The organism is Prevotella multiformis (assembly GCF_018127985.1).
Taxonomy (GTDB): Bacteria; Bacteroidota; Bacteroidia; order Bacteroidales; family Bacteroidaceae; genus Prevotella; species Prevotella multiformis.
The window spans coordinates 958,789-981,241 of the sequence record NZ_CP072358.1; the positions used below are offsets into that span (position 1 = coordinate 958,789).

Annotated in this window: 13 protein-coding genes and 1 tRNA gene; 9 read left to right on the forward strand and 5 right to left on the reverse strand. The window is 57.4% G+C overall.

The features are described 5' to 3' along the window. Window positions 1-204 precede the first annotated feature (204 nt). The 3 genes from J4864_RS10055 to J4864_RS10065 all read right to left on the reverse strand — a co-directional run bounded on the left by J4864_RS10055 (window position 205) and on the right by J4864_RS10065 (window position 5,938). Window positions 205-1,230, reverse strand: coding sequence for an esterase-like activity of phytase family protein (locus J4864_RS10055; RefSeq protein WP_211814777.1), 1,026 nt, complete (start codon window positions 1,228-1,230; stop codon window positions 205-207). Window positions 1,231-1,331: 101 nt separating this feature from the next. Next, window positions 1,332-2,399: a mannose-1-phosphate guanylyltransferase gene (locus J4864_RS10060; RefSeq protein WP_211814778.1), complete on the reverse strand. Its 1,068-nt coding sequence runs from the start codon at window positions 2,397-2,399 to the stop codon at window positions 1,332-1,334. A gap of 545 nt (window positions 2,400-2,944) precedes the next feature. Then, on the reverse strand, window positions 2,945-5,938 hold the full coding sequence (locus J4864_RS10065) for a PEP/pyruvate-binding domain-containing protein (RefSeq protein ID WP_211814779.1): 2,994 nt from the start codon (window positions 5,936-5,938) through the stop codon (window positions 2,945-2,947). Window positions 5,939-6,196: 258 nt separating this feature from the next. On the opposite strand from J4864_RS10065, the gene gdhA reads away from it, so the two are divergent. The 3 genes from gdhA (at window position 6,197) to J4864_RS10080 (ending at window position 9,151) form a co-directional block, all read left to right on the forward strand. Next, window positions 6,197-7,534, forward strand: a complete 1,338-nt coding sequence (gene gdhA, locus J4864_RS10070) for an NADP-specific glutamate dehydrogenase (protein WP_007367298.1) — start codon at window positions 6,197-6,199, stop codon at window positions 7,532-7,534. 94 nt (window positions 7,535-7,628) lie between these two features. Beyond that, window positions 7,629-8,429: a septal ring lytic transglycosylase RlpA family protein gene (locus tag J4864_RS10075; protein WP_211814780.1), complete on the forward strand. Its 801-nt coding sequence runs from the start codon at window positions 7,629-7,631 to the stop codon at window positions 8,427-8,429. A 281-nt stretch (window positions 8,430-8,710) separates the two neighbouring features. Next, entirely contained in the window at window positions 8,711-9,151 is a 441-nt protein-coding gene (locus tag J4864_RS10080) for a DUF4890 domain-containing protein (RefSeq protein WP_007367300.1), read from the forward strand. 301 nt (window positions 9,152-9,452) lie between these two features. On the opposite strand, the gene J4864_RS10085 is transcribed toward J4864_RS10080, so the two are convergent. Both J4864_RS10085 and J4864_RS10090 read right to left on the reverse strand, forming a co-directional pair. Continuing rightward, window positions 9,453-10,940 (reverse strand): ATP-dependent DNA helicase, encoded by a 1,488-nt coding sequence (locus tag J4864_RS10085; RefSeq protein WP_211814781.1) that lies wholly within the window; start codon window positions 10,938-10,940, stop codon window positions 9,453-9,455. Between the two features lie 55 nt (window positions 10,941-10,995). Continuing rightward, complete coding sequence (locus J4864_RS10090; RefSeq protein ID WP_211814782.1) at window positions 10,996-11,862, reverse strand: DNA/RNA non-specific endonuclease; 867 nt, start codon at window positions 11,860-11,862, stop codon at window positions 10,996-10,998. 185 nt (window positions 11,863-12,047) lie between these two features. On the opposite strand from J4864_RS10090, the gene J4864_RS10095 reads away from it, so the two are divergent. The 6 genes from J4864_RS10095 to J4864_RS10120 all read left to right on the forward strand — a co-directional run bounded on the left by J4864_RS10095 (window position 12,048) and on the right by J4864_RS10120 (window position 22,440). Further along, complete coding sequence (locus J4864_RS10095) at window positions 12,048-14,783, forward strand: SusC/RagA family TonB-linked outer membrane protein (protein WP_211814783.1); 2,736 nt, start codon at window positions 12,048-12,050, stop codon at window positions 14,781-14,783. 32 nt (window positions 14,784-14,815) lie between these two features. Further along, the gene (locus tag J4864_RS10100) at window positions 14,816-16,456 is read left to right on the forward strand and encodes a RagB/SusD family nutrient uptake outer membrane protein (RefSeq protein ID WP_211814784.1); all 1,641 of its coding nucleotides are present in this window, start codon (window positions 14,816-14,818) and stop codon (window positions 16,454-16,456) included. Continuing rightward, entirely contained in the window at window positions 16,453-17,649 is a 1,197-nt protein-coding gene (locus J4864_RS10105) for a metallophosphoesterase (RefSeq protein ID WP_211814785.1), read from the forward strand. Before J4864_RS10100 ends, J4864_RS10105 begins: the two co-directional genes overlap by 4 nt. Before the next feature lie 184 nt (window positions 17,650-17,833). Beyond that, window positions 17,834-17,904, forward strand: a tRNA-Gln gene (locus J4864_RS10110). A 180-nt stretch (window positions 17,905-18,084) separates the two neighbouring features. Beyond that, window positions 18,085-18,471 carry a rhodanese-like domain-containing protein gene (locus tag J4864_RS10115; protein ID WP_007367308.1) on the forward strand — a complete coding sequence of 129 codons (387 nt, stop codon included), beginning with the start codon at window positions 18,085-18,087 and terminating at the stop codon, window positions 18,469-18,471. Window positions 18,472-19,470: 999 nt separating this feature from the next. Further along, window positions 19,471-22,440 carry a SusC/RagA family TonB-linked outer membrane protein gene (locus J4864_RS10120; protein ID WP_211814786.1) on the forward strand — a complete coding sequence of 990 codons (2,970 nt, stop codon included), beginning with the start codon at window positions 19,471-19,473 and terminating at the stop codon, window positions 22,438-22,440. The last annotated feature ends 13 nt before the right edge of the window (window positions 22,441-22,453 follow it).

Consider the following 22,453-nt stretch of genomic DNA (forward strand, 5'->3'; position numbering starts at 1 on the left):
TTGTTTTTTATCTTCCGGCGGGAGATGGCAGAAGTGTCGGTGCGTAAGTCGGGTTTCCCCCAATACAGGAAAAGACCATTTCAAAACTCGTTTCGAGTAGAGAAATGGTCTTTTTCCTGTCGTGCCGTTTCTGGTCGGAAGGCTCTCTGAAAGGCCTTTGGATGGCGGTGGGCCTCCTCGAATGTGTCCTGTCCCGGGAGAGTGTCATCGGATGACGACCGTACGGAACCAGTCGCGCAGGATGCCTCCGTACTGGTTCTGGCTGTCGGCGCAGAGCACGACGACCTGGCTTCCGTCGGCAAGGTGCGGCCCGAGGCACATTCCCTCGTAGTTGGCCAGGCTCTGCCGGAAGAGGGTAAGCGTCGTCTTCCACGCTGCCAGCAGCTTTTTCCGCAGATAGGGGCTGTCGGCATCAAGCCTTCTGTCCGGACTGACCGGTGCGGACAACGCCGGATTCACACAGAAGAGCCTGTTGATGACAAACGAGCCGAGCTTGCCCGGCGTCACGAGGAACTCACGCTCCAGAACGAGCAGCCGTCCGTCGTCCATGGCAGCCATGGCCGGTACGCCCATCGCATAGTTCGAGGCGGAAGGGTGGTGTTCCGGTGCGTCCATCTGATAGGCATACTGGCTGCCGGGCTGGAAATTGTCGTCAAAGCTCTGCAGTCTGATGCGGTTGCAGACCCTGTTTCCGGCATCGGCCTGTTCTCCGTCCCCTGCCAGCGTGCTCTCGGTAGTGGTCCAGAAAAGATGCGTGACGGCATTGTAAGTCAGGGCTTCAAAACCATACCGGGGGGAAGCGCTGTGGAAGATGCGGGGAATCGCCAGCCGCCTGCCTGTCAGTCTACCGTCCATCCCGTATTCCAGGATACTGTTGTCGGCCTCCCGTGAGATCAGCAGCGTGCTGTCTTTGGGAAAGAAGGCGATGCCTTCCTCGTCCCGGTTCGGTTCGCCGGACGGGCAGAACCGTTCTGTCCTGATGCCGGTGATCTCTCCGCTGACGGTATCCGTCTGTATGTGGAAAATGAAGAATCCGCTCTGCGGTGCTTTGTCGGAAACGACGGCATAGCGGTCGCCTCCGAGCCAGGTCAGGCCGCTGTAATTGCCCTTCGGCACCGTATGCTGGAAATGATGCTGCGGATGGATCCGCACCCGCTGCGGCTCCTGGGAAAAGAGGAAACGTGGTGAAAGCAGGAGGATGAAAAGAAGCAGACTTGTTTTCTCTTTCATGATTCTGACGAATGTGATTATGCTCTTCGGCCGGTTCTGTCGCCCTCCCTTCGGCTCCTCCTTCCGGATGGTGGGACAACGCTCCCGGATTTGCGGCGGGCTTACCCCTCTCCTGTAAACTGTTTCAGCCGCTGTTCTTCCGAGAGCCGGCAGATGAGCAGCTTGCCGTTCTGTTCGGCGACGATGTAGCCGTCAAGCCCTTGGATGACGACCTTTTTCTCTTCTGTCGTATGTACGATGCAGTTCCTGCTGTCGAAGAGCCGTACGTCTTTGCCTATCACCGTGTTGCCGTAGATGTCGTGCTGTGTCTGTGCAAGCAGCGACCCCCATGTGCCCAGGTCGCTCCAGCCGAAGTCGGCCGGACAGACGAATATCTCTTCGGCTTTCTCCATGATGGCGTAGTCGACGGAAATGTTTTCGCATTCCGGATAGACCTCGTCGATCACCCGCTGCTCGTCGTCCGTGCCCAGGATATCCATGATGCGTTCGAAGATGCGGGCCACGCCGGGCTGGTAGATGCGGAAGGCGTTGATGATGGTCGAGGCACTCCAGATGAAGATGCCCGCATTCCAGAAGAAGTTGTTCTGTCTGATGTAACGCTCGGCCGTCTCCAGATCGGGCTTCTCACGGAACTGGTCGACCCGGAAGATCTCCCTGTTCCGGGCGGAGGCGGCGGTGAGGTCGGCCTGTATGTAGCCGTAGCCTGTTTCCGGACGTGTCGGCTTCATGCCCAGCGTCACGATGGCATCCGTCTCGGCCGTGAACTTCAGGCAGTTCCCGACGACTCTTCTGAATTCCTTCTCGTCGGTTACGATATGGTCGCTCGGCGACACGACGATGTTCGCCTTCGGGTTCTCTTTCTTGATGCGCCAGCTGACATACGCCACGCAGGGGGCGGTATTGCGGCGGCAGGGTTCGCTCAGAATGTGATTGAAGGGAATGTCCGGCAGCTGTTCATGAACCAGTCCGACGTATTTCTGATTGGTGACGACCCAGACGTTCTTCGACGGGACAACGTCTGCAAAGCGGTTGTACGTCAGCTGGATGAGTGATCTGCCCACCCCCAGGACATCGATGAACTGTTTGGGACATTCTGCCGTACTCATCGGCCAGAACCTGCTTCCTACCCCTCCTGCCATGATGACAAGATGATTATCCGTTTGCGCCATAGCTTGTTTTAAAAGTTTATAATCAAAAAATTAATATAATTGCAAATATACAAATAAAATTGAAAAAAACAATTTTAAAAGCAGTTTTTTCCCGATAAGCATATCAGTCGGGGGCTATCAGTCGGGGTGGTCAGGGCGGAGTCCAGCCTCAGCAGGCTGTCTCATCTACGCAGCCTCTGCCGTCATTGACTTTCCGGGAAAGGGAAGAGCAGACTGTTCTTTGTCCGACGGTTTCCCTTCAGGCAGGAAGACCTGCTTCTATCTGACGGATTCAGATAGATTGTCTGTCCTTCTTAAACCCATACAGAAAATCGGACGATCATTTAATCCTCAACGATCAACTCCCGGCAGTTTTCGAGTCTTCTCCGAAGTGCAGAAAATCATGAGGGCAGCATCCTGATTCCATTTATCCTTAACCGTCTGAAAACCAGTATGCTATAATCATGCTTCCAGAAGGTGCCTGATTGCGCTTCAAGTAACGCCCGATTGAAGTCCAAGCAGGCCTTGCTTGGATGCCAAGTGAGGCCTGCTTGCCAAGGTGACTGTCAGATACCGGGCATCAGCACGACTCCTTCCTGCTTCTTGCCATCCATCATGATTTTCAACGGACGGGAGAAGCGGACGTGGCGGACGTGGGCTGTCTCGTCTACGGCAGGCAGGGCATCGAGGGCACTGCGCTGGTAGAAGCCGTCGTGCCTGTAGGGATTGATGGTGAAGTAGCCCACACCGAAGGAGGTGAGGTTCTGGAAGAAGTGTGTTCCCTGGCTCGGGTCTACACGGTAGTGCTCCAGCCCTTCTTCGACGATGACTCGCGCCGCGGAGATATGCGGCCACTTCACGGGAATGCCCAGCCAGGAATCGCTCGATCCCCAGCGGCCCGGACCGATGAGTACATAGTTGCGGCCGGCATCGAGGAACCTGCGGTTGATCTGTTCGATTTCGCCGGCGATGGCAGGATTGTCCTTTGCGGTGAAGTCGGCGTCCGTCTTCACATAGACGACATCCGTCACGTCGTCCGAAATGCCATGTCCGAGGGAGTTGTGGCTCCTGAGCAGGCACCGTTCGTCGGGGATGGAAGCGAGGTCTTCTTCCAGCATCTGTTTCGTATCGACGATCGGTCGGATCTGGAGAAGGTAGAGCTCCCCCGTCCTGTCGCTGTTCAGGTTGACGGCGAACTCGATTTCCACCGGCCGGCGCATGGCTTCCGCCCCGTATCGCATCGCCATCTGGAGCAGTTCGGGAAGGGGGAAGACCTCCTGTTTCAACACGCCGCAGAAGGAAACAATCTTGCGCCCTTCTTCGTAGGCTCCGTCGTAGATGGCCTGATCGTCGGGCGAATAGGTGGAGGCGATGTACTGCAGGCTGCCGTCCGCCTCAGCCTCTTTCACCTGCAACTTGAGAATGTTAAAGCCGTCGTCCACCTTGAAGTCTTCGCCTACGTGCTGCATATCGAGGGCATAGAACTGCGTCTGGGTCTCACGCAAGGCCATCTTCAGCTCGCTCATCTGCAGCACCTGGTGCGGATGGAACGGACAGACGCGCAGGGTCTGGCCGCCGTCGACGATGTATTTTCCCAGGCCGAGCGCCAGGGAGGCGATGCCCTCCTCGGCCTTCTCTTCCCCGATGGGATAGTAGTTCAGGGAGCGGAGGACACCCGAGATGTTCGGGTAGAAGCGGCCGCCGTAGTCCTTGCCTGTCACCTGCTGGAGGATGACCGCCATCTTCTCCTGGTCGATGACGTTGCTCGTGGCGGCCATGTAGGCCTTGGAGTCGCGGTAGTAGACGGAGGCATAGACGGCCTTGACGGCGCACGCCAGCATCCGCAGCATCTCGTACTTGTCCTCCAGGCAGGGTATCATATAGGTGGAGTAGATGCCGGCGAACGGCTGGTAGTGGCTGTCTTCCAGCAGCGAACTCGACCGCACGGCGATCGGCGATCGTGTCGCCTCGAAGAATGCGAAGAAGTCGGGGATGAACGCATCGGGCAGCTGGGCGTGCAGGAAGGCATGGAGAATCTCTTCGTCGGGGGCATCGCTGAGGGCGATCTGGTAGAGGTTGTTCTGCTCCATGAAGCTGTCGAATACATCCGTACACAGGACGACCGTCTTCGGAATCTGCACCGTCGCGTTCGGAAAGCCGTTGAAGTCGGGATGCCGTTTGATGATGTTGTCGAGGAAGGCCAGTCCGCGTCCTTTCCCGCCCAGCGAACCGTCGCCGATGCGGGCGAAATGGGCATAGCGGTCGAACTTGTGGCGGTCGAACAGGGCGACGACACCCACGTTGCGCATCCGCCGGTAGGCGACGATGGCATCGAAGATGATCTGCCGGTGCATGTCCACGTCCTGCAGCTTGTGCCAGGTGATGCCCTTCAGAAAAGTCGATACGGGGAAGATGGCCCGGGCGGTGAGCCAGCGGCTCACGTGGTTGCGCGAGACGTGGTAGAGCATGGAGTCGCGCGGAATCTTGAAGATGTTGTCCTGCAGTTCTTTCAGGCTGTGGATGCGCATCACCTCCTCGTGTGTCGTCGGGTCGCGGAAGATGAAGTCGCCGAAGCCCATGTGCTCTTCGAGCAGGTGGCGGAGGTCCACGCTCATCTTCTTCGAGTTCTTGTCTACGAACCGGAAGCCTTCCGCCTCCGCCTTCTCCCGGTTGTCGCTCTCCGAACTTTCGAGGATCAGCGGCAGGTATTCGTCCTCCTTCCGGATGGCGCGGAGCAGCTTCAGTCCGGCTTCCGGGTCTTTCGCTGAGGTCTTTTCCTTCCGTTCCACATTATTATTAATAGGGAACCTCACGTCGGAGATGACGCCCAGGCAGTTGTCCTTGTAGCGTTGGTATATCTCCCATGCTTCGTCGTAGGTGCGGGCGAGGACGACCTTCGGACGGCCGCGCTGGCGCAGCGAGGCATCGTGTCGGGTGAGGGCTTCCGTGGCGAAGTTCCGGCTTTGCGTGAGGATGTAGCCGTACAGGTTCGGCAGGATGGAGGAATAGAAGCGGATGGAGTCCTCCACGAGCAGGATCATCTGCACGCCCACCTCGCGGATGTCATGGTCGATGTTCATCTTGTCCTCCATCAGCTTGATGATGGACAGGATGAGGTTGGTGTTGCCCAGCCAGCAGAAAACATAGTCGAAGATGCTCAGGTCTTCGTGCTGGATGCGCTGCGTGATGCCGTGGGAGAAAGGAGTCAGCACCACGCAGTGGATGCCGGGGAACTCCGCTTTCACGGCTCTCGCCACGTCGAAGGCGTCGTTGTCGGCATTGCCCGGCATGCAGATGACCAGGTCGATGTCTACCGTGCTGAGTACCCTGGCGGCCTCTTCGGTCGTCGAGACCTGCGTGAAGGTAGGCGGATAGCGCAGCCCCAGCTCCATGTACTCGTTGTAGATCTTCTCTTCCACACGTCCGTCGTCCTCGAGCATGAAGGCATCGTAGGGGTTGGCGACAATCAGGACGTTGTAGATACGGCGCATCATCAGATTGACGAAACTGACGTCCTTCAGATAAAAATTGCTCCATTGCGGGGGAATCTGCTCGCTCATCTTCAAAAACTTAATTTTCGACAAAAATACGAAATAAATACAAGACATCCTATCTTTTCGCTACATAAATGATATGTTTTTTATTACTTTGCACGCCGGTAACTTTCCCTGACAACCATGGCGACAGCCGAGAAGCCAGTGGAAAATTAATTTTTTTCGATTTTCATTTGGTGGTTTGACAGAATTTGGATATATTTGCCGTACCATTCTGAACCGGATGAAACTACCTAACATAAACAAATAAAAAGTCAATTTACTATGGAAGTCGAAAAAATCATGCAAGCACTGGAGCAGAAGCATCCAGGTGAGTCAGAGTATCTGCAGGCGGTACGTGAAGTGCTCGTTTCTGTAAAGGATGTGTACAACCAGCACCCCGAGTTCGAGCGCGCAAGCATCATCGAACGTATCGTGGAGCCGGAGCGCATCATCACTTTCCGTGTGCCATGGGTGGATGACCAGGGCAAGGTACAGGTGAACCTCGGTTACCGTGTACAGTTCAACGGCGCCATAGGCCCGTACAAGGGAGGTCTGCGTTTCCACGCATCCGTAAACCTCAGCATCCTGAAGTTCCTCGGTTTCGAGCAGACTTTCAAGAATGCACTCACCACACTGCCTATGGGCGGCGGCAAGGGCGGCTCGGACTTCTCACCGCGCGGCAAGAGCGATGCTGAAGTCATGCGTTTCTGCCAGGCTTTCATGAACGAGCTTTACCGTCACATCGGTCCTGACGAGGATGTGCCAGCAGGCGACATCGGTGTCGGCGGACGTGAGATCGGGTATCTCTTCGGTCAGTACCGCAAGCTGACCCATCAGTTCCAGGGCATGCTCACAGGCAAGGGCAGAGAGTGGGGCGGCTCTATCCTCCGTCCGGAGGCAACGGGTTACGGCGCGCTCTACTTCGTTCACCAGATGATGGAGACGCACGGACTCGACATCAAGGGCAAGACAGTGGCTCTCTCCGGCTTCGGAAACGTAGCATGGGGCGCTGCCAAGAAGGCTACCGAGCTGGGTGCGAAGGTCATCACGCTGAGCGGTCCTGACGGTTACATCTACGATCCGGCCGGCATCAGCGGCGAGAAGATCGAGTACATGCTCGAACTCCGCGGCAGCGGCAACGATGTCTGCGAGCCTTATGCAGCGAAGTTCCCGGGTTCACAGTTCTTCAAGGGTCGCAAGCCCTGGGAGCAGAAGGCGGACATCTATCTGCCATGTGCGACACAGAACGAACTGAACGGCGAGGATGCCGACAGGATTCTGGCTTGCAAGCCGCTGTGCGTAGCCGAGGTCTCAAACATGGGCTGTACCGCCGAGGCTGCCGACAAGTTCACCGCAGCCAAGCAGCTCTTCGCTCCCGGCAAGGCCGTCAATGCAGGTGGCGTGGCAACGTCAGGCCTCGAGATGTCGCAGAACTCGCTCCGCCTCTCATGGAGTCCGGAGGAGGTCGACCAGAAGCTCCATTACATCATGAGCTCTATCCACGAGCAGTGCGTGAAGTATGGCAAGCAGGCTGACGGTCACATCGACTATATCAAGGGCGCCAACATCGCAGGCTTCATGAAGGTGGCGAAGGCCATGCTTGCACAGGGTGTCGTATAATAGAAACCGGTTTTCCTTCGCACTTCCCTGCCGTCAGGGCGGGGAAGCGCATGAAACGTTACAGGAGGAGGCTGGTGATGTAGAATGAATGTTTATGTATAGAACCAGACTTCTCCTGACAGCTTTTTTCTCGCTGGTCAGCATCTTCACGCTGACCGTTCAGGCACAGTCGGACGGTAAAGCTTCTTATTACAGCAGCGGGCTGCACGGCCGCCGGATGAGCAACGGCGAACGTTACGACCGTAACGGCTTCACTTGTGCGCATCGCACCCTTCCATTTGGCACGCGTCTTCGGGTGACGAATCCCCGTAACGGCAGGTCGGTCATCGTCCGTGTAACGGATCGTGGCCCTTTTGTGCGTGGACGTGTCGTCGACCTGTCCTACGCTGCCGCACGTGAATTGGGGACGCTGTCCTGTGGTGTAGCGTACGTGAAAGTGGAGGTCGTGCCGAAGGAAACCGAAGTCCCGTTTGTCTCCGAGTCAAAGGGCGGTATCGAAATGCCCGAGGTGGAGTATGGAACGGCAGGTGTATGTTATGAATTTATCCCCGAATGGGAGAAGCCCGAGGAAGACAGGCCGAAGGAGATTGAACGCAGGGTGAATACCCGTCTGGGTAACAGGAAACCCCTCGCACAGACAAGGACGGAAAGAGACGGAAAAGACAACAATACGGAAACACGCAATGCCTCTCAGCCGTACAGGGCAAAGTCCCAGCAGGCGGCGGCGCACCCGGCACGCCCTGTGGCGAGCCGTCAGCAGCCGCCCTCACAAGGCAGTCAGGGCAGGCAGAATGGGCAGAACACGCAGACTGTCAACGAAAAGAAGGGGTCGAGCCGGAGCTGGACAAACTTCTTCAAGCGTATCAAAGACGGTGTGGCAGGGCTGTTTGAATAGCCTGTGAGATCGGCCGTCCGGGGGGGAGGGAGTATCAGGATAAATCCCTTCTTGCGGGACTTCCTGTCGGGAACCATCCGGCCAGAGGGTTTCTGCTTGCGGTCCGTCAGCGCTTTGTATTGCAGGATTTTTCCGTTGAAAGCGTATCCCTTGCATGATAGAGCGTATGGTGTCAGCGTGAAGACTCCCTTTGTTTCTCAATCTATTCATTACAAAATAAACATTATCCAATGGTTTGGATAGCAGCATAGAAAAGTAAAAACAGATCAAACGGAAAAACAATGAAGAAAACGATTCTATCCTTCCTTGCCGCCGGTCTGCTGACCGCTTCCGGCGTGTCGGCAGGACTGTATCATGTTCCGGCAGGCCGCCGGGCAGTCTTCCAGCATGACAACAACCCTGCTGCCCTGACTCCGCAGCAGGCGACGGACAATCTCGTGAGGGAACTGGCGCTGAACGAGAAACAGGCAAAGAAACTTCTGAAACTCAATCAGCAATATGCGGACCTGATTGCCAATCCGCGCTTCAAGGGCAGACCGCAGCCTGTCAAAGAGCGCAAGGAGACCGGTGTCGACGGTTCCACTGGGGCTACCCAGCATGCGCAGTCAGAGGAAGTTAGGACGCATATCAGGCAGCAGCACGAGCGGCGCAATGCCTATAATGCCGCCCTGAAGAAGATTCTTACCAAGGAACAGTACGCCAAGTACACGAGCCATAAGTAGTTCTTTTCGTTCCGGAAAAGGCCGGATGCTCCCTGCGAGTACGGATTCTGTTGCCTGCAGGGGGTGATTTGGGGTCTTCAGGAATTCGGAGTGGTGAGGGCTGTCTCATGAGTTGATGACTTTGATGAAATATCACGCAGAGGCTGGAAATGGACTTCGGAATCGGTTTTGCAGTTCTGTCGTGTCCGTGTAATTCCGGGACGGGGGCAGACAGAAGTAGCCTGTTCCCCGTGTGCCCGGCCGGTGGCAGAGCAGCCGGTGGCAGCCTGCCCCCCAGAGGGACGGCCGGTGGGAGAAGCCCCTACCGTTCCATATCCGCCTGCCCCGCTATCTGCGTCTTCGGCCAGTTGACAAGATAAAGATGTGTCGTGGCCCGGGTGAAGGCGGTGTAGAGCCAGTGGATGTAGTCGGGCGTGAGCATCTCGTCGGTCATGTAGCCCTGGTCGAGATAGACGTGCGCCCACTGTCCGCCCTGTGCCTTGTGGCAGGTGATGGCATAGCCGAATTTCACCTGCAGGGCATTGTAGTAAGTGTCTTCCCGGACTTTCTTCATGCGGTCGTCCTTCAGCGGCAGGTCGGCATAGTCCTCCAGTACCTGCTGGAAGAGCTGCTCGTTCTGCTCCCGTGTCAGAGCCGGCGCCTCTGTCGTGAGCGTGTCGAGGAGGACGGTCATGTCCTCCTCCTGCCCGTCGTAATCCGGGAATTCCAACGTCACATCGGCAAACCGGAATCCATAAAGTTCCCGCACGTTGCGGACACGGCGGACGACGGCATGATCGCCGTTGGCGATGAAGGTCAGGGAGGGCGTGCCCGCCGGGCCGTCCGCGGTGTTCATGCCGTTCCCGGCTGGGGAAGGGCCGGCTGCCGGTGTCCTGTATTTGTTCTTCACCACCATCAGCATATCGCCTGTCGTCAGTTCCTCTTCACGTCCGAGCACCCTGTTGCGGATGCCCTGGTTGAAGACGTTGGCCCGTTTGTTGGAGCGGGTGATGACCATCGTCTCGTCGGTTCCCACCTCCGAATAGCTGGATGCGAGGCTCTCGATGAGTTCGTCGCCGGAGACGACGGAGATGTCGGCGAATCCGTCGAAGCGTATCTTCGGCAGCCGTGTCGCCTCATGGTGGGTGATCATCTGCCGGATGAGGGTGGCGTTGTAGAGGATGCCCGAGCCGCGTCCCTGTCGGAGCACCTCGTTCAGGTCGCACGCATAGACCGTCAGTCCGTAGGCCTGCAGCACGTCTGCCCGCAGGGCCGGACTCTCCTCCTCGCCGACAGGCGGCAGCTGTGCCTTGTCGCCCGCCAGCAGCAGGCGGCAGCCGCGCCCGTTGTAGATATACTGGATGAGGTCGTCCAGCAGGCAGCCGCTGCCGAAGATCGTGTTGCCTGCCGACTGGCTGATCATCGAAGCTTCGTCCACCATGAACAGCCGGTTGCGGAAGAGGTTGACGTTCAGGTTGAACGTGCCGTCCAGTCCTGTAAAGCTCTTCTCACGGTAGATTGCCCGGTGGATGGTGGCAGCCGGCCGGCCGGCATTCAGCGAGAACACTTTTGCAGCGCGGCCGGTCGGTGCCAGCAGTGAAACTCTTTGCTTCAGCTCCGTCACCGTCCGCACAATGGCGGCCGCCAGGGAGGTCTTGCCAGTGCCGGCACTGCCCCGGAGGATCATCACCGCCCGCTCGTCACGGTCGGTGATGAAATGTGAGAAGGTCTCGGCGGCACGCCGCTGGTCGGCGGTCGGTTCGAAGCCGAGGTTTTGTAGGATCCGGTATGTTATCTCTTCGTTTATCATTGTCTGTTGCTTCCGAACGTCAATGGGGCGGGGGGTCAACTCCTGCCGGCTCCAGTCATTCCCCCCACTCGGCAAGGTCTGCCTTCCGCTCCACATGCCGTTCCAAGTCGTCCGGCAGCCGTGGAAAGAAGTCCAACCCCGTGATCCGCTCTACCTCGTCCACCGAATTGACATAGTCGGTCTTCTTGTATCCTTTGGCCGATACATTCCTGCATATAAAGCCGATGGCTTTCGGTTTCCCCTGCATGCACAGCACCACCTTGAAGAAAGCCTCCGGCACCTGCACCCTGCTGCTGCCGATCGTCCTGTGTCTCTGGCGGAAGTAGATGGGGCCGCAGACGATGTAGACATCGCCGTATTCCTGTGCCCATGCGCGGCATAGCTTCTCGATCGTGTTCCACAGTCCGCTGTTCAGCGCGCGGTCCTGCGGGCAGACATTCGTCATCAGGAAGCTCTGCTCCATGGCCTTCCGGCTCCAGTGGTTGTCGCCTGCCGGACACATGTGCCCGCGGTCGTACCCCGACAGTATGTAGTCGTAGGTATCTGCCCTGGGCTCCGGCACCTCCTCGTCCGCATGGAAGGCAATGCCTTTCCGCCTCACGGGTCCGTCTGTGTGAGCGGCCGTCAGGTGCCATGCCACCCAGTTGGGCGTGCGTGTCTCCACGTTGTAGGAAGCCGTATAGCCCTCCCGGAAGAGCAGGATAGAAGGTGCTCCGGTTCTGCCGGCAGGAATCTCCAGCCCCTGACTGTCCGTCACCCGCCTGCCGTCCGAGGTGTTCTCCGGACCGGTCCGGGCCGTGTCCTGCCTTCCGTCCAGAGCCGGGCTGCTGGCAACGGGGTGTCCTTTTCCGCCCGCTCCCTGACATGCGACGGCCAGCAGCGACAGAAAGGAAATGATGGTTTTAAGAAGTGTTCGACGCATAGATTCATCCTCTGCCACTGTCATGTGGCTTCTCTCAGACGTGATGTCCTGCCCTCCGTCTGGCAAGGGGTCAGAAAATAATATCGACAAAATTAGCAAAAAAAACGGCAAACAAGTGTTTATCTTCCAAAAAATGTGTATATTTGCTAAGACAAACAGCATATATAACATTTATTACCTTTAATATGGCTGGACAATACATTTTACCCCGGACGCTCGTTTGCTGCCTTTTGATAACGGCTTCTACCGGCATGGCAAACGCGCAAAGACAACACAAGCCACGTGCTATCGTTCAGGAACAGCCGCTGTTCCACGTCAGTGACACCCTGCCCGTCATCGGGTCGATAGCGAAAGTGGGGGAGAAACAGATGAACAAAGGTCTGGTAAGTTCGGCGCTCGATGCCCTTTCGGGTCAGGCGGTGGGCGTAAACGTCGTGTCGAACGGACAGGACCGCATGGCCATGCTGACGAGTGTGCGTGTGCGCGGTACCACCTCCCTTACCGGCGGCAACGACCCGCTGGTCATCATCGACGGTGTCTCCTCCGACCTTGCCACCCTGTCTACCATCTACCCCGCCGACATCGAGAGCTTCACGATTCTCAAGAACGCCTCCGAGACTTCCAAGTACGGTTCGCGGGGTGCATCGGGCGTCATCGAGGTGAAGACGAAGCGCGGCAAGGGCGGCGGGTTCCAGATCTATTACGACGGGACGATAGGTTTCGAGCACGTGTACAAACGGCTCAATATGCTGGATGCCGCCGGGTATGTCGGGGCGGCGAAGGCGCTGGGGCTGGTCTATGTCGATAAAGGATATGATACCGATTTCCAGAAGGAAATAGTGCGGACAGGCTTTGTCAATACGCACCACATCGCCTTCAGCGGCGGCAGCGGGACATCGAACTACCGTGCTTCGCTGGGCTATATGCGGGGACAGACGGTCATCAGGAACAAGGACTACAGCAATTTCACCGCCAAGCTGGACATCTCCCAGCTCGCCTTCGACGAGAAGCTGAAGATCGACTTCGGGGTCTTCGGAGCGTCCCAGCAGGATGACAAGATCTACGATCTGCAGATGCTTGCCTACTCCACGGCGGCGATGAATCCCACCATGGCGTTCGGCAAGGTCGGTGACGGCTGGCAGCGGAACAGCAATTCTTCCCAGATAGCAAGTCCCGCCCCCCTGCTGCTGGAGCGCAACGACGAGAAGAATCTCACGTTCAATACGCATCTGCAGCTGTCTCTGCAGCTGGGACACGGCCTGCAGCTCTCCACCTTGGGTTCTTATTCCTACACCTCGACGGAGAATGCGAAGTTTGCCCCTACGTGGGTGTGGGCGCAGGGCATGGCATACCGGGGCGAGCGGAAGACAGAAGAGATGCTGGGCAACATCTCCCTCGACTGGAAGCACCACTGGGGCGTACACGCCCTTTCTGCCACCTTGCTGGGCGAATACCAGAAGAAGAAGAAGGCGGCTTTCTGGACACAGGTGAAGGGACTTGCCAGCAACAGCTTCGGGTACGACAATCTTGCGGCAGCGTCCGACAGGCCCTACGGCGGCACAGGCAGCAGCTATGCCGACCCCGGTCTGGCCTCCGTCATGGGAACGCTCACCTATACGCTGCTCGACCGCTATACCGTCAACCTGACGACCCGCGCCGACGGTTCGTCCATGGTGGGCAATGACCACACCTGGGGAGTGTTCCCTTCTGCTTCGATGACGTGGAACATGAAGAAGGAGCGTTTCCTGCGCGACTGCAGACCGGTCAGCCTGCTCGACCTGCGGACGGGCTACGGACGCTCCGGCAACCTCGGCGCCATCAGTTCCTATCTGACCATGAAGCAGTTCGTTCCGGTCGGGCTGATCTCCTACAACGGCACGCCGACCGTGACGATGGGAACGCTGCGGAACAGCAATCCCGACCTGCGGTGGGAGATGCGCAGCACCTTCAACCTCGGTGCTGACCTCGGCCTGTTCAGCAACCGGGTGCTGCTTACGGCAGAGTGCTACTATTCCAAGACGACCGATATGCTCTACGAGTATGATGTGCCCGTACCGCCTTTCTCCTTCAACAAGCTCCTGGCCAACATCGGTTCGATGTCGAACAGCGGTTTCGAGCTGGGCATCGGGGTCGTTCCGGTCTCGAAGAAGGACATGGAACTCAACGTCAATGTCAATATGTCCTGGCAGAAGAACAAGCTGCTCTCGCTGAACGGAAGGTGCAACGGCAGGGAGATGACCGCATCGGACATTACGGCCATCGGAGGCATGAACGGCGCCGGCTTCCACGGCGGCAACAGCGACATACTGTACCAGATTGTCGGCCAGCCCCTGGGCGTGTTCTATCTTCCTCACTGCAAGGGAATCGTTGACAACGGGCACGGACACTACAAATACGACATCGCCGACCTGAACGAGGACGGCGTGATCGACCTCAGCGACCATGGCGACCGCTACATTGCGGGACAGGCCACACCGAAGATGACGCTGGGCTCCAACATCAGCTTCCGCTACAAGAACTTCGACATCTCGCTGCAGATGAACGGAGCTTTCGGCCATAAGATCTTCAACGGGACGGCGCTGTCCTACCTGAACATGTCGAACTTCCCCGACTATAACGTGCTGGCGGAAGCTCCCGGGCGCAACATCGTCGACCAGAACGTAACCGACTACTGGCTGGAACGGGGCGACTATCTGAACTTCGACTACCTCGCCATCTGCTGGAACGCCCCCGTCAGGAGCAGGTACATCAGCTCCCTGCGCTTCTCGTTCAACATCAACAACCTCGCCACCATCACCTCTTACAGCGGGCTGTCGCCGATGATCAACAGCTACGTGGTGGACAATACGCTGGGCATCGACGACAAGCGCACCTATCCTCCTTATCGCACTTACTCCATCGGAGTGAGCATCAAGTTTTAAGCATGGTATCCTAACACAAACATCTGTTTCACATGAAGTATTTACGCCATTCTCTATTGATTCTAAGTGTCATGACACTGACCGGCTGCCTGGACGAGAACGCAAGGGACAGTCTCGACGAAAGTCAGGTCTATACTTCGGCGAAGGCTGTCTACGTCAATGCCGTCGCAACCTTATATAATTATATGGGAAGCGACAAGGACAGCGAGGGACTGCAGGGAACCTACCGCGGTGTCTACGACTACAATACCTTCACGACCGACGAGGCGCTCATCCCCGTACGCGGCGGCGACTGGTACGACGGCGGCTTCTGGGAGAACCTGTACCTGCACCGCTGGAAGACGGATGACGGACCGCTTTACAATACCTGGTTATATTTCTACAAGGTGATCACTTTCAGCAATGACGGTCTTGCCACCATCGACAAGTACAGGCATCTGCTTACCGACACACAGTACAAGGCCTACCGGGCCGAGGTGCGTGCCGTCCGTGCCATGTTCTATTATTACCTCATGGATATGTTCGGCAATGTCCCGCTGATAACGGGCGTGGAAGAGACCCCGGGGAATGCCGTCCAGACAGGCCGGCCGGAAGTGTTCAGATTCGTCGTGAAGGAGCTGCAGGAGGTAGAGCCGCTGCTTCCGGCAGGGCACAGTAACTTCGAGGGCAAGGATTACGGACGCGTGACGCGCTCTGTCGCCGACTTCCTTCTGGCCAAACTCATGCTGAATGCCGAGGTGTATGCCGACGCCGACTGGACGGACGGCCAGCAGCCGGACGGCAGTCAGCTGCACTTTGCGGTCGACGGCCAGCAGATGAACGCCTGGCAGGCCTGCAAGCACTACTGCGACAAGGTGACGGCTGCCGGCTTCACACTGGCACCCGACTACCTGAGCAACTTCTCTGTCCACAACGAGAACTCGCCGGAGAACATCTTTGTCATTCCGATGGACAAGCACCTCTATAAAGCCCAGTTCCAGTATCTGTTCCGTTCCCGCCACTATGCCCACGGCGGTGCGGTAGGCACTTCCTCGGAGAACGGATCCTGTGCGACGCTCTCCACCGTCCGCACCTACGGCTATGGAACCAGCGCGGTGGACAGGCGTTATGCCTATAACCTCTATTCCGACACGGTGCGTGTGAACGGTGAGATCGTCCGTCTGGAGAACGGCGACCCGCTTGTCTACATGCCGCTTGAAGTGGAGGTGAACCTCACGAACAGTCCTTATGTAAAGACGGCAGGGGCACGGATGGCGAAGTATGAGGTGGATCCCAATGCCTACAACGACGGAAAGAGTCCCGACAACGACATTGTCCTCTTCCGCTATGCCGATGTCCTGCTGATGAAAGCCGAGGCAGAGGTGCGCAACGGCGAGAACGGCGATGCCGAGCTGAACGCCGTGCGCAGCCGCAGCGGAATGGGCTACAGGGCGGCCACCCTGGACAACATCCTTGCCGAACGGCTCATGGAGCTGATGTGGGAAGGATGGCGGCGCAACGACCTCATCCGCTTCGGCCGTTTCCACCGGTCCTACGACCAGCGGACGGCACCGGCGACGGAAGCCGACCGCCACACCATCGTCTTCCCGATTCCGGAACGTGTCGTCGACCTCAACGGCAATCTGGTACAGAATAAAGGCTATCGGTCCGGGCGCAAATCCACTCTCCGATGAAAGCGGATTTCAAGGAACAGTTGCTGCCCGTCGTGCTTTTCCTTCTGCTGCTCGTCTTGCCCGACGGGTACGTGGGATGGCGGTATGTGCTGCCTTCCCGGGCCTTCGGGCTGGGCGTTGTCTGGCTGCTGCCGACCGTGGCGACTGTCGCCACCTTCTATCTGTTCCGTGCGGGAATCTACCATAATGCGCTCCTGCGTGCCTTCACGGTGCTCCTGCTCTGTCTCGACCTGCCCAGGCTGGTGTTCGTCCTGTTGCAGTTTGTCCTCCCGCCGGAGGCCGCCCTGCTGTGCGCTGCCGCCCTGATAGCCGTCTTCGTCTACGGCTTCTTCTTCGGCTGGCGGCGGATCATGGTGCGTACGGCGGTCTGCGAGTCGGCACTGCTACCCCCGGCTTTCGACGGTTATCGTATTCTGCAGCTGAGCGACCTGCACCTCGGCACGTATCTCCGCAATCCCGGATTCATCAGGAAACTGGTGCGGATGGTCAACGAACAGAAACCGGACCTGGTGGTTTTCACCGGCGATCTGGTGAATGTGCGGGCAGACGAGGTGCTCCCTTTCCTTGCCGACCTCAGCCGGATCACCGCCCCGGATGGCGTCTACAGTGTCATGGGCAACCATGATTACTGCGAATACGGCATGGAGGCGACTGCCGGGAACAGGTGCGGCGACCGGAAAGGGGCATTCGCCCAGGAACCGCCCGCCCTGCGCAACCAGCGTGTGCTGGAGTATCTGGAGGAGAAGATCGGCTGGCATCTGCTGATGAACCGCCATGTCCATATTGTCCGTAAGCGCCGGCGGGAGGGAGCGGACGAGAGCGAATCGATAACCCTGATCGGTGTGGAGAATATCAGCCGCCCGCCTTTCAAGAGCATGGGCGACCTGGGGAAAGCCATGGAGGGACTGGCCGCCGGGACGTTCAAGATCCTGCTCAGCCACGACCCTACGCATTGGCGGCGGGGCGTCCTGCACAAGACGGACATCGCCCTTACCCTTTCCGGCCATACCCATGCCGGACAGCTGAAGATCGGCCGGTTCTCTCCCGCCAAGTGGGCGTACCATGAGTGGGGCGGCAAATACGTAGAAGACGGTTCCATGCTGTATGTCTCGCTCGGTATCGGCGGTACGGTCCCGTTCAGGTTCGGGGCGTGGCCGGAGGTGAACGTGATCCGTCTGGTCCGCAGGCAATGAGCGGGATTTTTCCTCCGTTCCTTCACGCCGAAGGCGGTGCGGCAGGCACGGCGGGAATCCGCCCGTTTGGCGGGCGAAGCATAAAAAACAGGCTGTAGATAGAAAAAAGTCTATGGAAATTTTGGCAGTTCGGGAAAAAGTGCTACCTTTGCAATCGCAATTCGGAAATGAGTTGAATGTTCATTGGGATATGGTGTAATGGTAACACTACAGATTCTGGTCCTGTCATTCCTGGTTCGAATCCGGGTATCCCAACAGAGAGAGAGTTGATGATTCAACTCTCTTTTTTTTGTCTTATAACAAACCAGATGACGGCCGGTGCAGGGATCCGTGAGGCTCTCCGGGACATGCCCTTGCGTTGAGCAAGGATTGTCAGGGGGAGGAGAGGGAAGGCCTGTGCAGTCCCCGTCAGTAGATAAAAGAACCAGAAGAGAGATGAAAAAGATGATTACAGCCCTGCTGGCAGCAATGGGCGTCAGTCTTGGCGCAACGGCGCAGGAGCTTTTCGAGAATGTAGATGTCAACCGTTTCGAGCAGGTCATCAGTTCCGATTCTGTCCAGCTGGTGGATGTCCGTACACCGGCGGAATATGCCGAGGGGCATCTTGCCGGGGCAGTGAACATCAATGTGAAGGATTCCGCCTTCCTGACAAATGCGCTCGCCCGGCTCGACAGGAAGCGTCCTTGCGCCGTCTATTGCCGTTCGGGCAAGCGTTCCGCCATTGCCGCTCTGCTCCTTGCCGGGAAAGGGTATTCCGTCACCAATCTTCGGGGCGGAATCATCGCATGGACAGAAGCCCGGAAGAAAGTCGTCAACGAATAGGGAGGCGGCCGGCGGTCAGATCACAGGCCGTCGGAAGAGCGGATTCTGTCTTGAAACCGTCGGCCCGGTCTGAGAGCAGGCTGAAAGGCGGTCAACCGGAACATTGAACCGCACGCCTCCGGACATCAGGTGCCCCTCGGAATGGTCTCCAGCCGGTCGGGACTCGGCTTCCCGACGGCCGGGAACTGGATTCCCAGCGGCTGGGAACAGGAATCCCAACCGGTTGGGAACAGCATTCCCTGTGCCGGCGGAAAGCCTCTTGCCGTCGGTACATGACATTCTGTCTGTCCTATTGGGTCAGACCGGCATCATCCACTTGCCTGCGGTCCGGGTATGTCTGTCCTCCGGGCTGTCAGACTGTATCCCGGGAATAGGATAACTGTATCCCATCATACAGATCTGTTTTGAGGGTGTGTCAAAATGCAAATACCATTTTGATCATCTTACAGTTTGAGACAATTCATTAAAAATGACCATTTCTGTACTCGATTTTGAGTAAAGAAATGGTCTTTTCTTTGCTTTCAGGAAAACATGCTTATAGTTTGAATGTTGTCAGGTTATTAATTTGCATTTTATACATCCCCTTTTTCATTATCGGTCTGATGAGGTCTGCATGACAGACCCGCCCGCGGTTCATCCCTGCGTCATACAGAAATCTTATTCGTTCCATTCCGGCTGCCGGATAGCTGTCGGCTTCACAATGGGAATGGAAAATCCCCCTCCTGCACCGGTAGAAAACGTTTTGCCCCAACAGATTCCCACCCTGTCCAAAATGAGCAAAACATTGTCCATTTTGTGCTTGCGCCGTATCGGGAAGTCTATTAATTTTGCCACATCAAACAGATCGCCTCTCTCTGGCAGGCTGCTCCTGACCTGGACGATGGTGTCATCGGTCAGCCCTTCCAGCCTTGTTGCAGGGAGGACAGGAGGCGGCCGGCCGGCTCTGGGGAGCACGATTTCTTATACCGGATACAATTATCTATATAACTAAAAACCAATATGATTTACAAAAGCAATTTCAAAGCGCGCTTGTTCTGTATGGTTTTCCTTGTCTTTCTCGTCACTGCATCTTCTTTCGCACAGAATGTCAGGACGGTGACAGGCACGGTGTCGGACGACAATGGGGAAGCCCTTGTCGGTGCGACCGTGACGACAGGGAGGCAAGGGAAAGGCACTGTCACCGATCTTGACGGAAAGTTCGTCCTTGAAGTAGACGGGCAGACGGCAGAAGTGCAGGTCTCCTATGTCGGTTACAAGACCCGGACGGTGCGCATCCCCGCAAAGGGACCGCTGTCTGTCACGCTTGCCTCTGACGAGCAGGTTCTGCAGGAGGCTGTCGTCATCGGTTACGGTGTACAGCGCAGGAGCGATCTTACCGGCTCCGTGTCGAGTGTGGGCAGCAAGGATTTCAATCAGGGGGTGGTCAGTTCGCCCGAGGCACTGGTCAATGGCAAGGTAAGCGGTGTGCAGATTGTCAACAGCGGCGGCTCGCCCTCGGCGGGCAGTACCATCCGTATCCGCGGCGGCGCATCGCTCAATGCGTCCAACGATCCGCTGATAGTGCTCGACGGCATGCCCATGGAAGTCGGCGGATCCGTCTCCGGCAGCGGAAACTTCCTGAGCCTCATCAATCCGAACGACATCGAGAGCATGACCATCCTCAAAGATGCGTCCTCGACGGCCATCTACGGATCGCGTGCCTCCAACGGCGTCATCATCATCACCACTAAGAAGGGCACCAGTTCCGTCCACCCGAAGATCACGTTCTCCTCTACGAATGCCCTCCAGACTCCCACCCGGACGGCTGACATGATTACACGTGACGAGCTGTACCGTCTGGTGCGCACTTACGGCAATGACAGCCAGAAGTCGCTGCTCAACGACGGCGTCGACACCGACTGGAACAGGGAAATATTCCATACCGCCTTCTGTACGGACAACAACCTCGGAGTCTCTGGCAGGGTGGGCATCATGCCTTACCGCCTGTCCCTCGGCATAAGCGACCAGAACGGAATCCTGCGGACGGACAATGTGACCCGCTACACCGGCAGCCTTACGCTCACTCCCACCCTCCTGGACAACCGTGTCAGGCTGAATGTCAACTTGAAGGCGACCTATGGCGACAACCGATTTGCCAATACGGAAGCCATCTGGAGCGCTGCCACGCACAATCCCTGTTCGCCGGTCTATTCGGGCAGCGACGCTTTCCTCGGCTATCACGAAGCGGTCGATGCCAACGGCGTTCCTGTCACGGGTGCTACGGGAAATCCGGCAGGACTGCTTTCCAACTATCATTCCACGAGCAAGGTCTGCCGGGTCATCGGCAGCCTTGATGCAGATTACAGCTTCCGTTTCCTGCCCGGTCTCCACGCCCACCTTACGCTCGGCTACGACGGGTCGCGCGGCCGGGGACACGTCTATGTGCCACACGATGCCTACCAGTATTACAACACGGGAGGCCGCAACTACGGGTACGGACCGCAGAAGAACCGGAACAGGCTGTTCACGTTCTATTTCAACTACAACAGATATGTGGAGCGTATCAAGAGCAACTTTGAGGTCACGGCCGGTTACGACTACCAGTTCTGGAAGTACACCAACGCCGCCTACACCGAACTCAATGACAGAGAACCGGCCGAGCAGCAGGCAGCCTCTGCCGCCGACGACCAGCGGCATGTCCTGCTCTCGTATTACGGCCGTCTGAACTACAGCTTCGACGGCAGGTATCTGCTCACGGCCAGTCTGCGCCGCGACGGTTCCTCCCGCTTCGGCAAGGACAGCCGGTGGGGTTCTTTCCCGTCGGTCGCGCTGGGATGGCGGGTGTCTGAGGAAGGCTTCTTCAAGGTGCTCAAACCGGCTTTCAGCACGCTGAAGCTGCGTGCCAGCTATGGTGTGACCGGGCAGCAGGACGGCATTGCCAATTACAGCTATCTGCCTTTGTACACGCTCAGCCAGCGCGGGGCTTATTATATGTTCGGAGGCATTCCGACGGCAACCTATCGTCCGTCCGCATACAACAGCGGTCTGAAGTGGGAGACGACAAAGGCCTGGAACTGGGGGCTGGACCTCGGATTTTTCGGCGACAGGCTGACAGGTTCCATCGACTATTACCGCCGCAGGACAGAAGATCTGCTGGCCACGGTTCCCGTTGCAGCCGGTACGAACTTCAACAAGCAGATGCTGAGCAACGTGGGGAACATCACAGGCGAAGGTGTGGAAATGTCCCTTTCGGCAACTCCCGTACAGACCGCCGACTGGCAATGGAGCCTCAGCGGCAATGCGACCTGGCAGCGCAACCGGATTACGAATCTCCGCCTCAACGCCCGTTCGGCATCGCCCCATACGCCGGCCGGTGCCATCGATTCGCATTATGTACAGGTGCTGTCAGAGGGGCATGCACCTTATAGTTACTACGTCTACAAGCAGATTTATGACGAGAGGACAGGAGTGCCGATAGAAGGACTCTACGCCGACCTCAACGGCGACGGAAAGGTAGACTCGAAGGACCTGTACCATCACCATTCGCCGTCGGCCGACTGGCTCTTCGGTCTCTCCACGTCAGTGCGCTGGAAGCGGCTCACGCTGAGCACATCGCTCCGGGCCAGTGTCGGCAATTACCTCTACAACGGGATGGCCATGAATACGGGTGCATGGGAGACGATGTCGTACAACAGCTACCAGCTCAACCGACTCCATGCCAGCTATCTGGAGACACATTTCCGGAAACGGCAGTTCGAGAGCGACCTCTATGTGGAGAACGCTTCGTTCCTGAAGATGGACAACCTGCAGCTGTCGTACAACTTCGGGAAGATTGCGAAGTGGTGTTCGCTCAACGCCTCATTCATGGTGCAGAACGTGTTTACCCTCACGGATTACGCGGGTGTCGACCCGGAGTGCCAGGGCGGCATAGACATGAGCGTGTACCCGCGTCCCCGTATCTATTCTCTGACCATTGGACTGGATTTCTAAAACATCGAAAACA

What these genes read in the sequence shown, in the direction of transcription:
- J4864_RS10055 (WP_211814777.1), bottom strand. Translation starts at nt 1,230, where the DNA reads ATGAAAGAGAAAACAAGTCTGCTTCTTTTCATCCTCCTGCTTTCACCA.
- J4864_RS10060 (WP_211814778.1), bottom strand. Translation starts at nt 2,399, where the DNA reads ATGGCGCAAACGGATAATCATCTTGTCATCATGGCAGGAGGGGTAGGA.
- J4864_RS10065 (WP_211814779.1), bottom strand. Translation starts at nt 5,938, where the DNA reads ATGAGCGAGCAGATTCCCCCGCAATGGAGCAATTTTTATCTGAAGGAC.
- gdhA (WP_007367298.1), top strand. Translation starts at nt 6,197, where the DNA reads ATGGAAGTCGAAAAAATCATGCAAGCACTGGAGCAGAAGCATCCAGGT.
- J4864_RS10075 (WP_211814780.1), top strand. Translation starts at nt 7,629, where the DNA reads ATGTATAGAACCAGACTTCTCCTGACAGCTTTTTTCTCGCTGGTCAGC.
- J4864_RS10080 (WP_007367300.1), top strand. Translation starts at nt 8,711, where the DNA reads ATGAAGAAAACGATTCTATCCTTCCTTGCCGCCGGTCTGCTGACCGCT.
- J4864_RS10085 (WP_211814781.1), bottom strand. Translation starts at nt 10,940, where the DNA reads ATGATAAACGAAGAGATAACATACCGGATCCTACAAAACCTCGGCTTC.
- J4864_RS10090 (WP_211814782.1), bottom strand. Translation starts at nt 11,862, where the DNA reads ATGCGTCGAACACTTCTTAAAACCATCATTTCCTTTCTGTCGCTGCTG.
- J4864_RS10095 (WP_211814783.1), top strand. Translation starts at nt 12,048, where the DNA reads ATGGCTGGACAATACATTTTACCCCGGACGCTCGTTTGCTGCCTTTTG.
- J4864_RS10100 (WP_211814784.1), top strand. Translation starts at nt 14,816, where the DNA reads ATGAAGTATTTACGCCATTCTCTATTGATTCTAAGTGTCATGACACTG.
- J4864_RS10105 (WP_211814785.1), top strand. Translation starts at nt 16,453, where the DNA reads ATGAAAGCGGATTTCAAGGAACAGTTGCTGCCCGTCGTGCTTTTCCTT.
- J4864_RS10115 (WP_007367308.1), top strand. Translation starts at nt 18,085, where the DNA reads ATGAAAAAGATGATTACAGCCCTGCTGGCAGCAATGGGCGTCAGTCTT.
- J4864_RS10120 (WP_211814786.1), top strand. Translation starts at nt 19,471, where the DNA reads ATGATTTACAAAAGCAATTTCAAAGCGCGCTTGTTCTGTATGGTTTTC.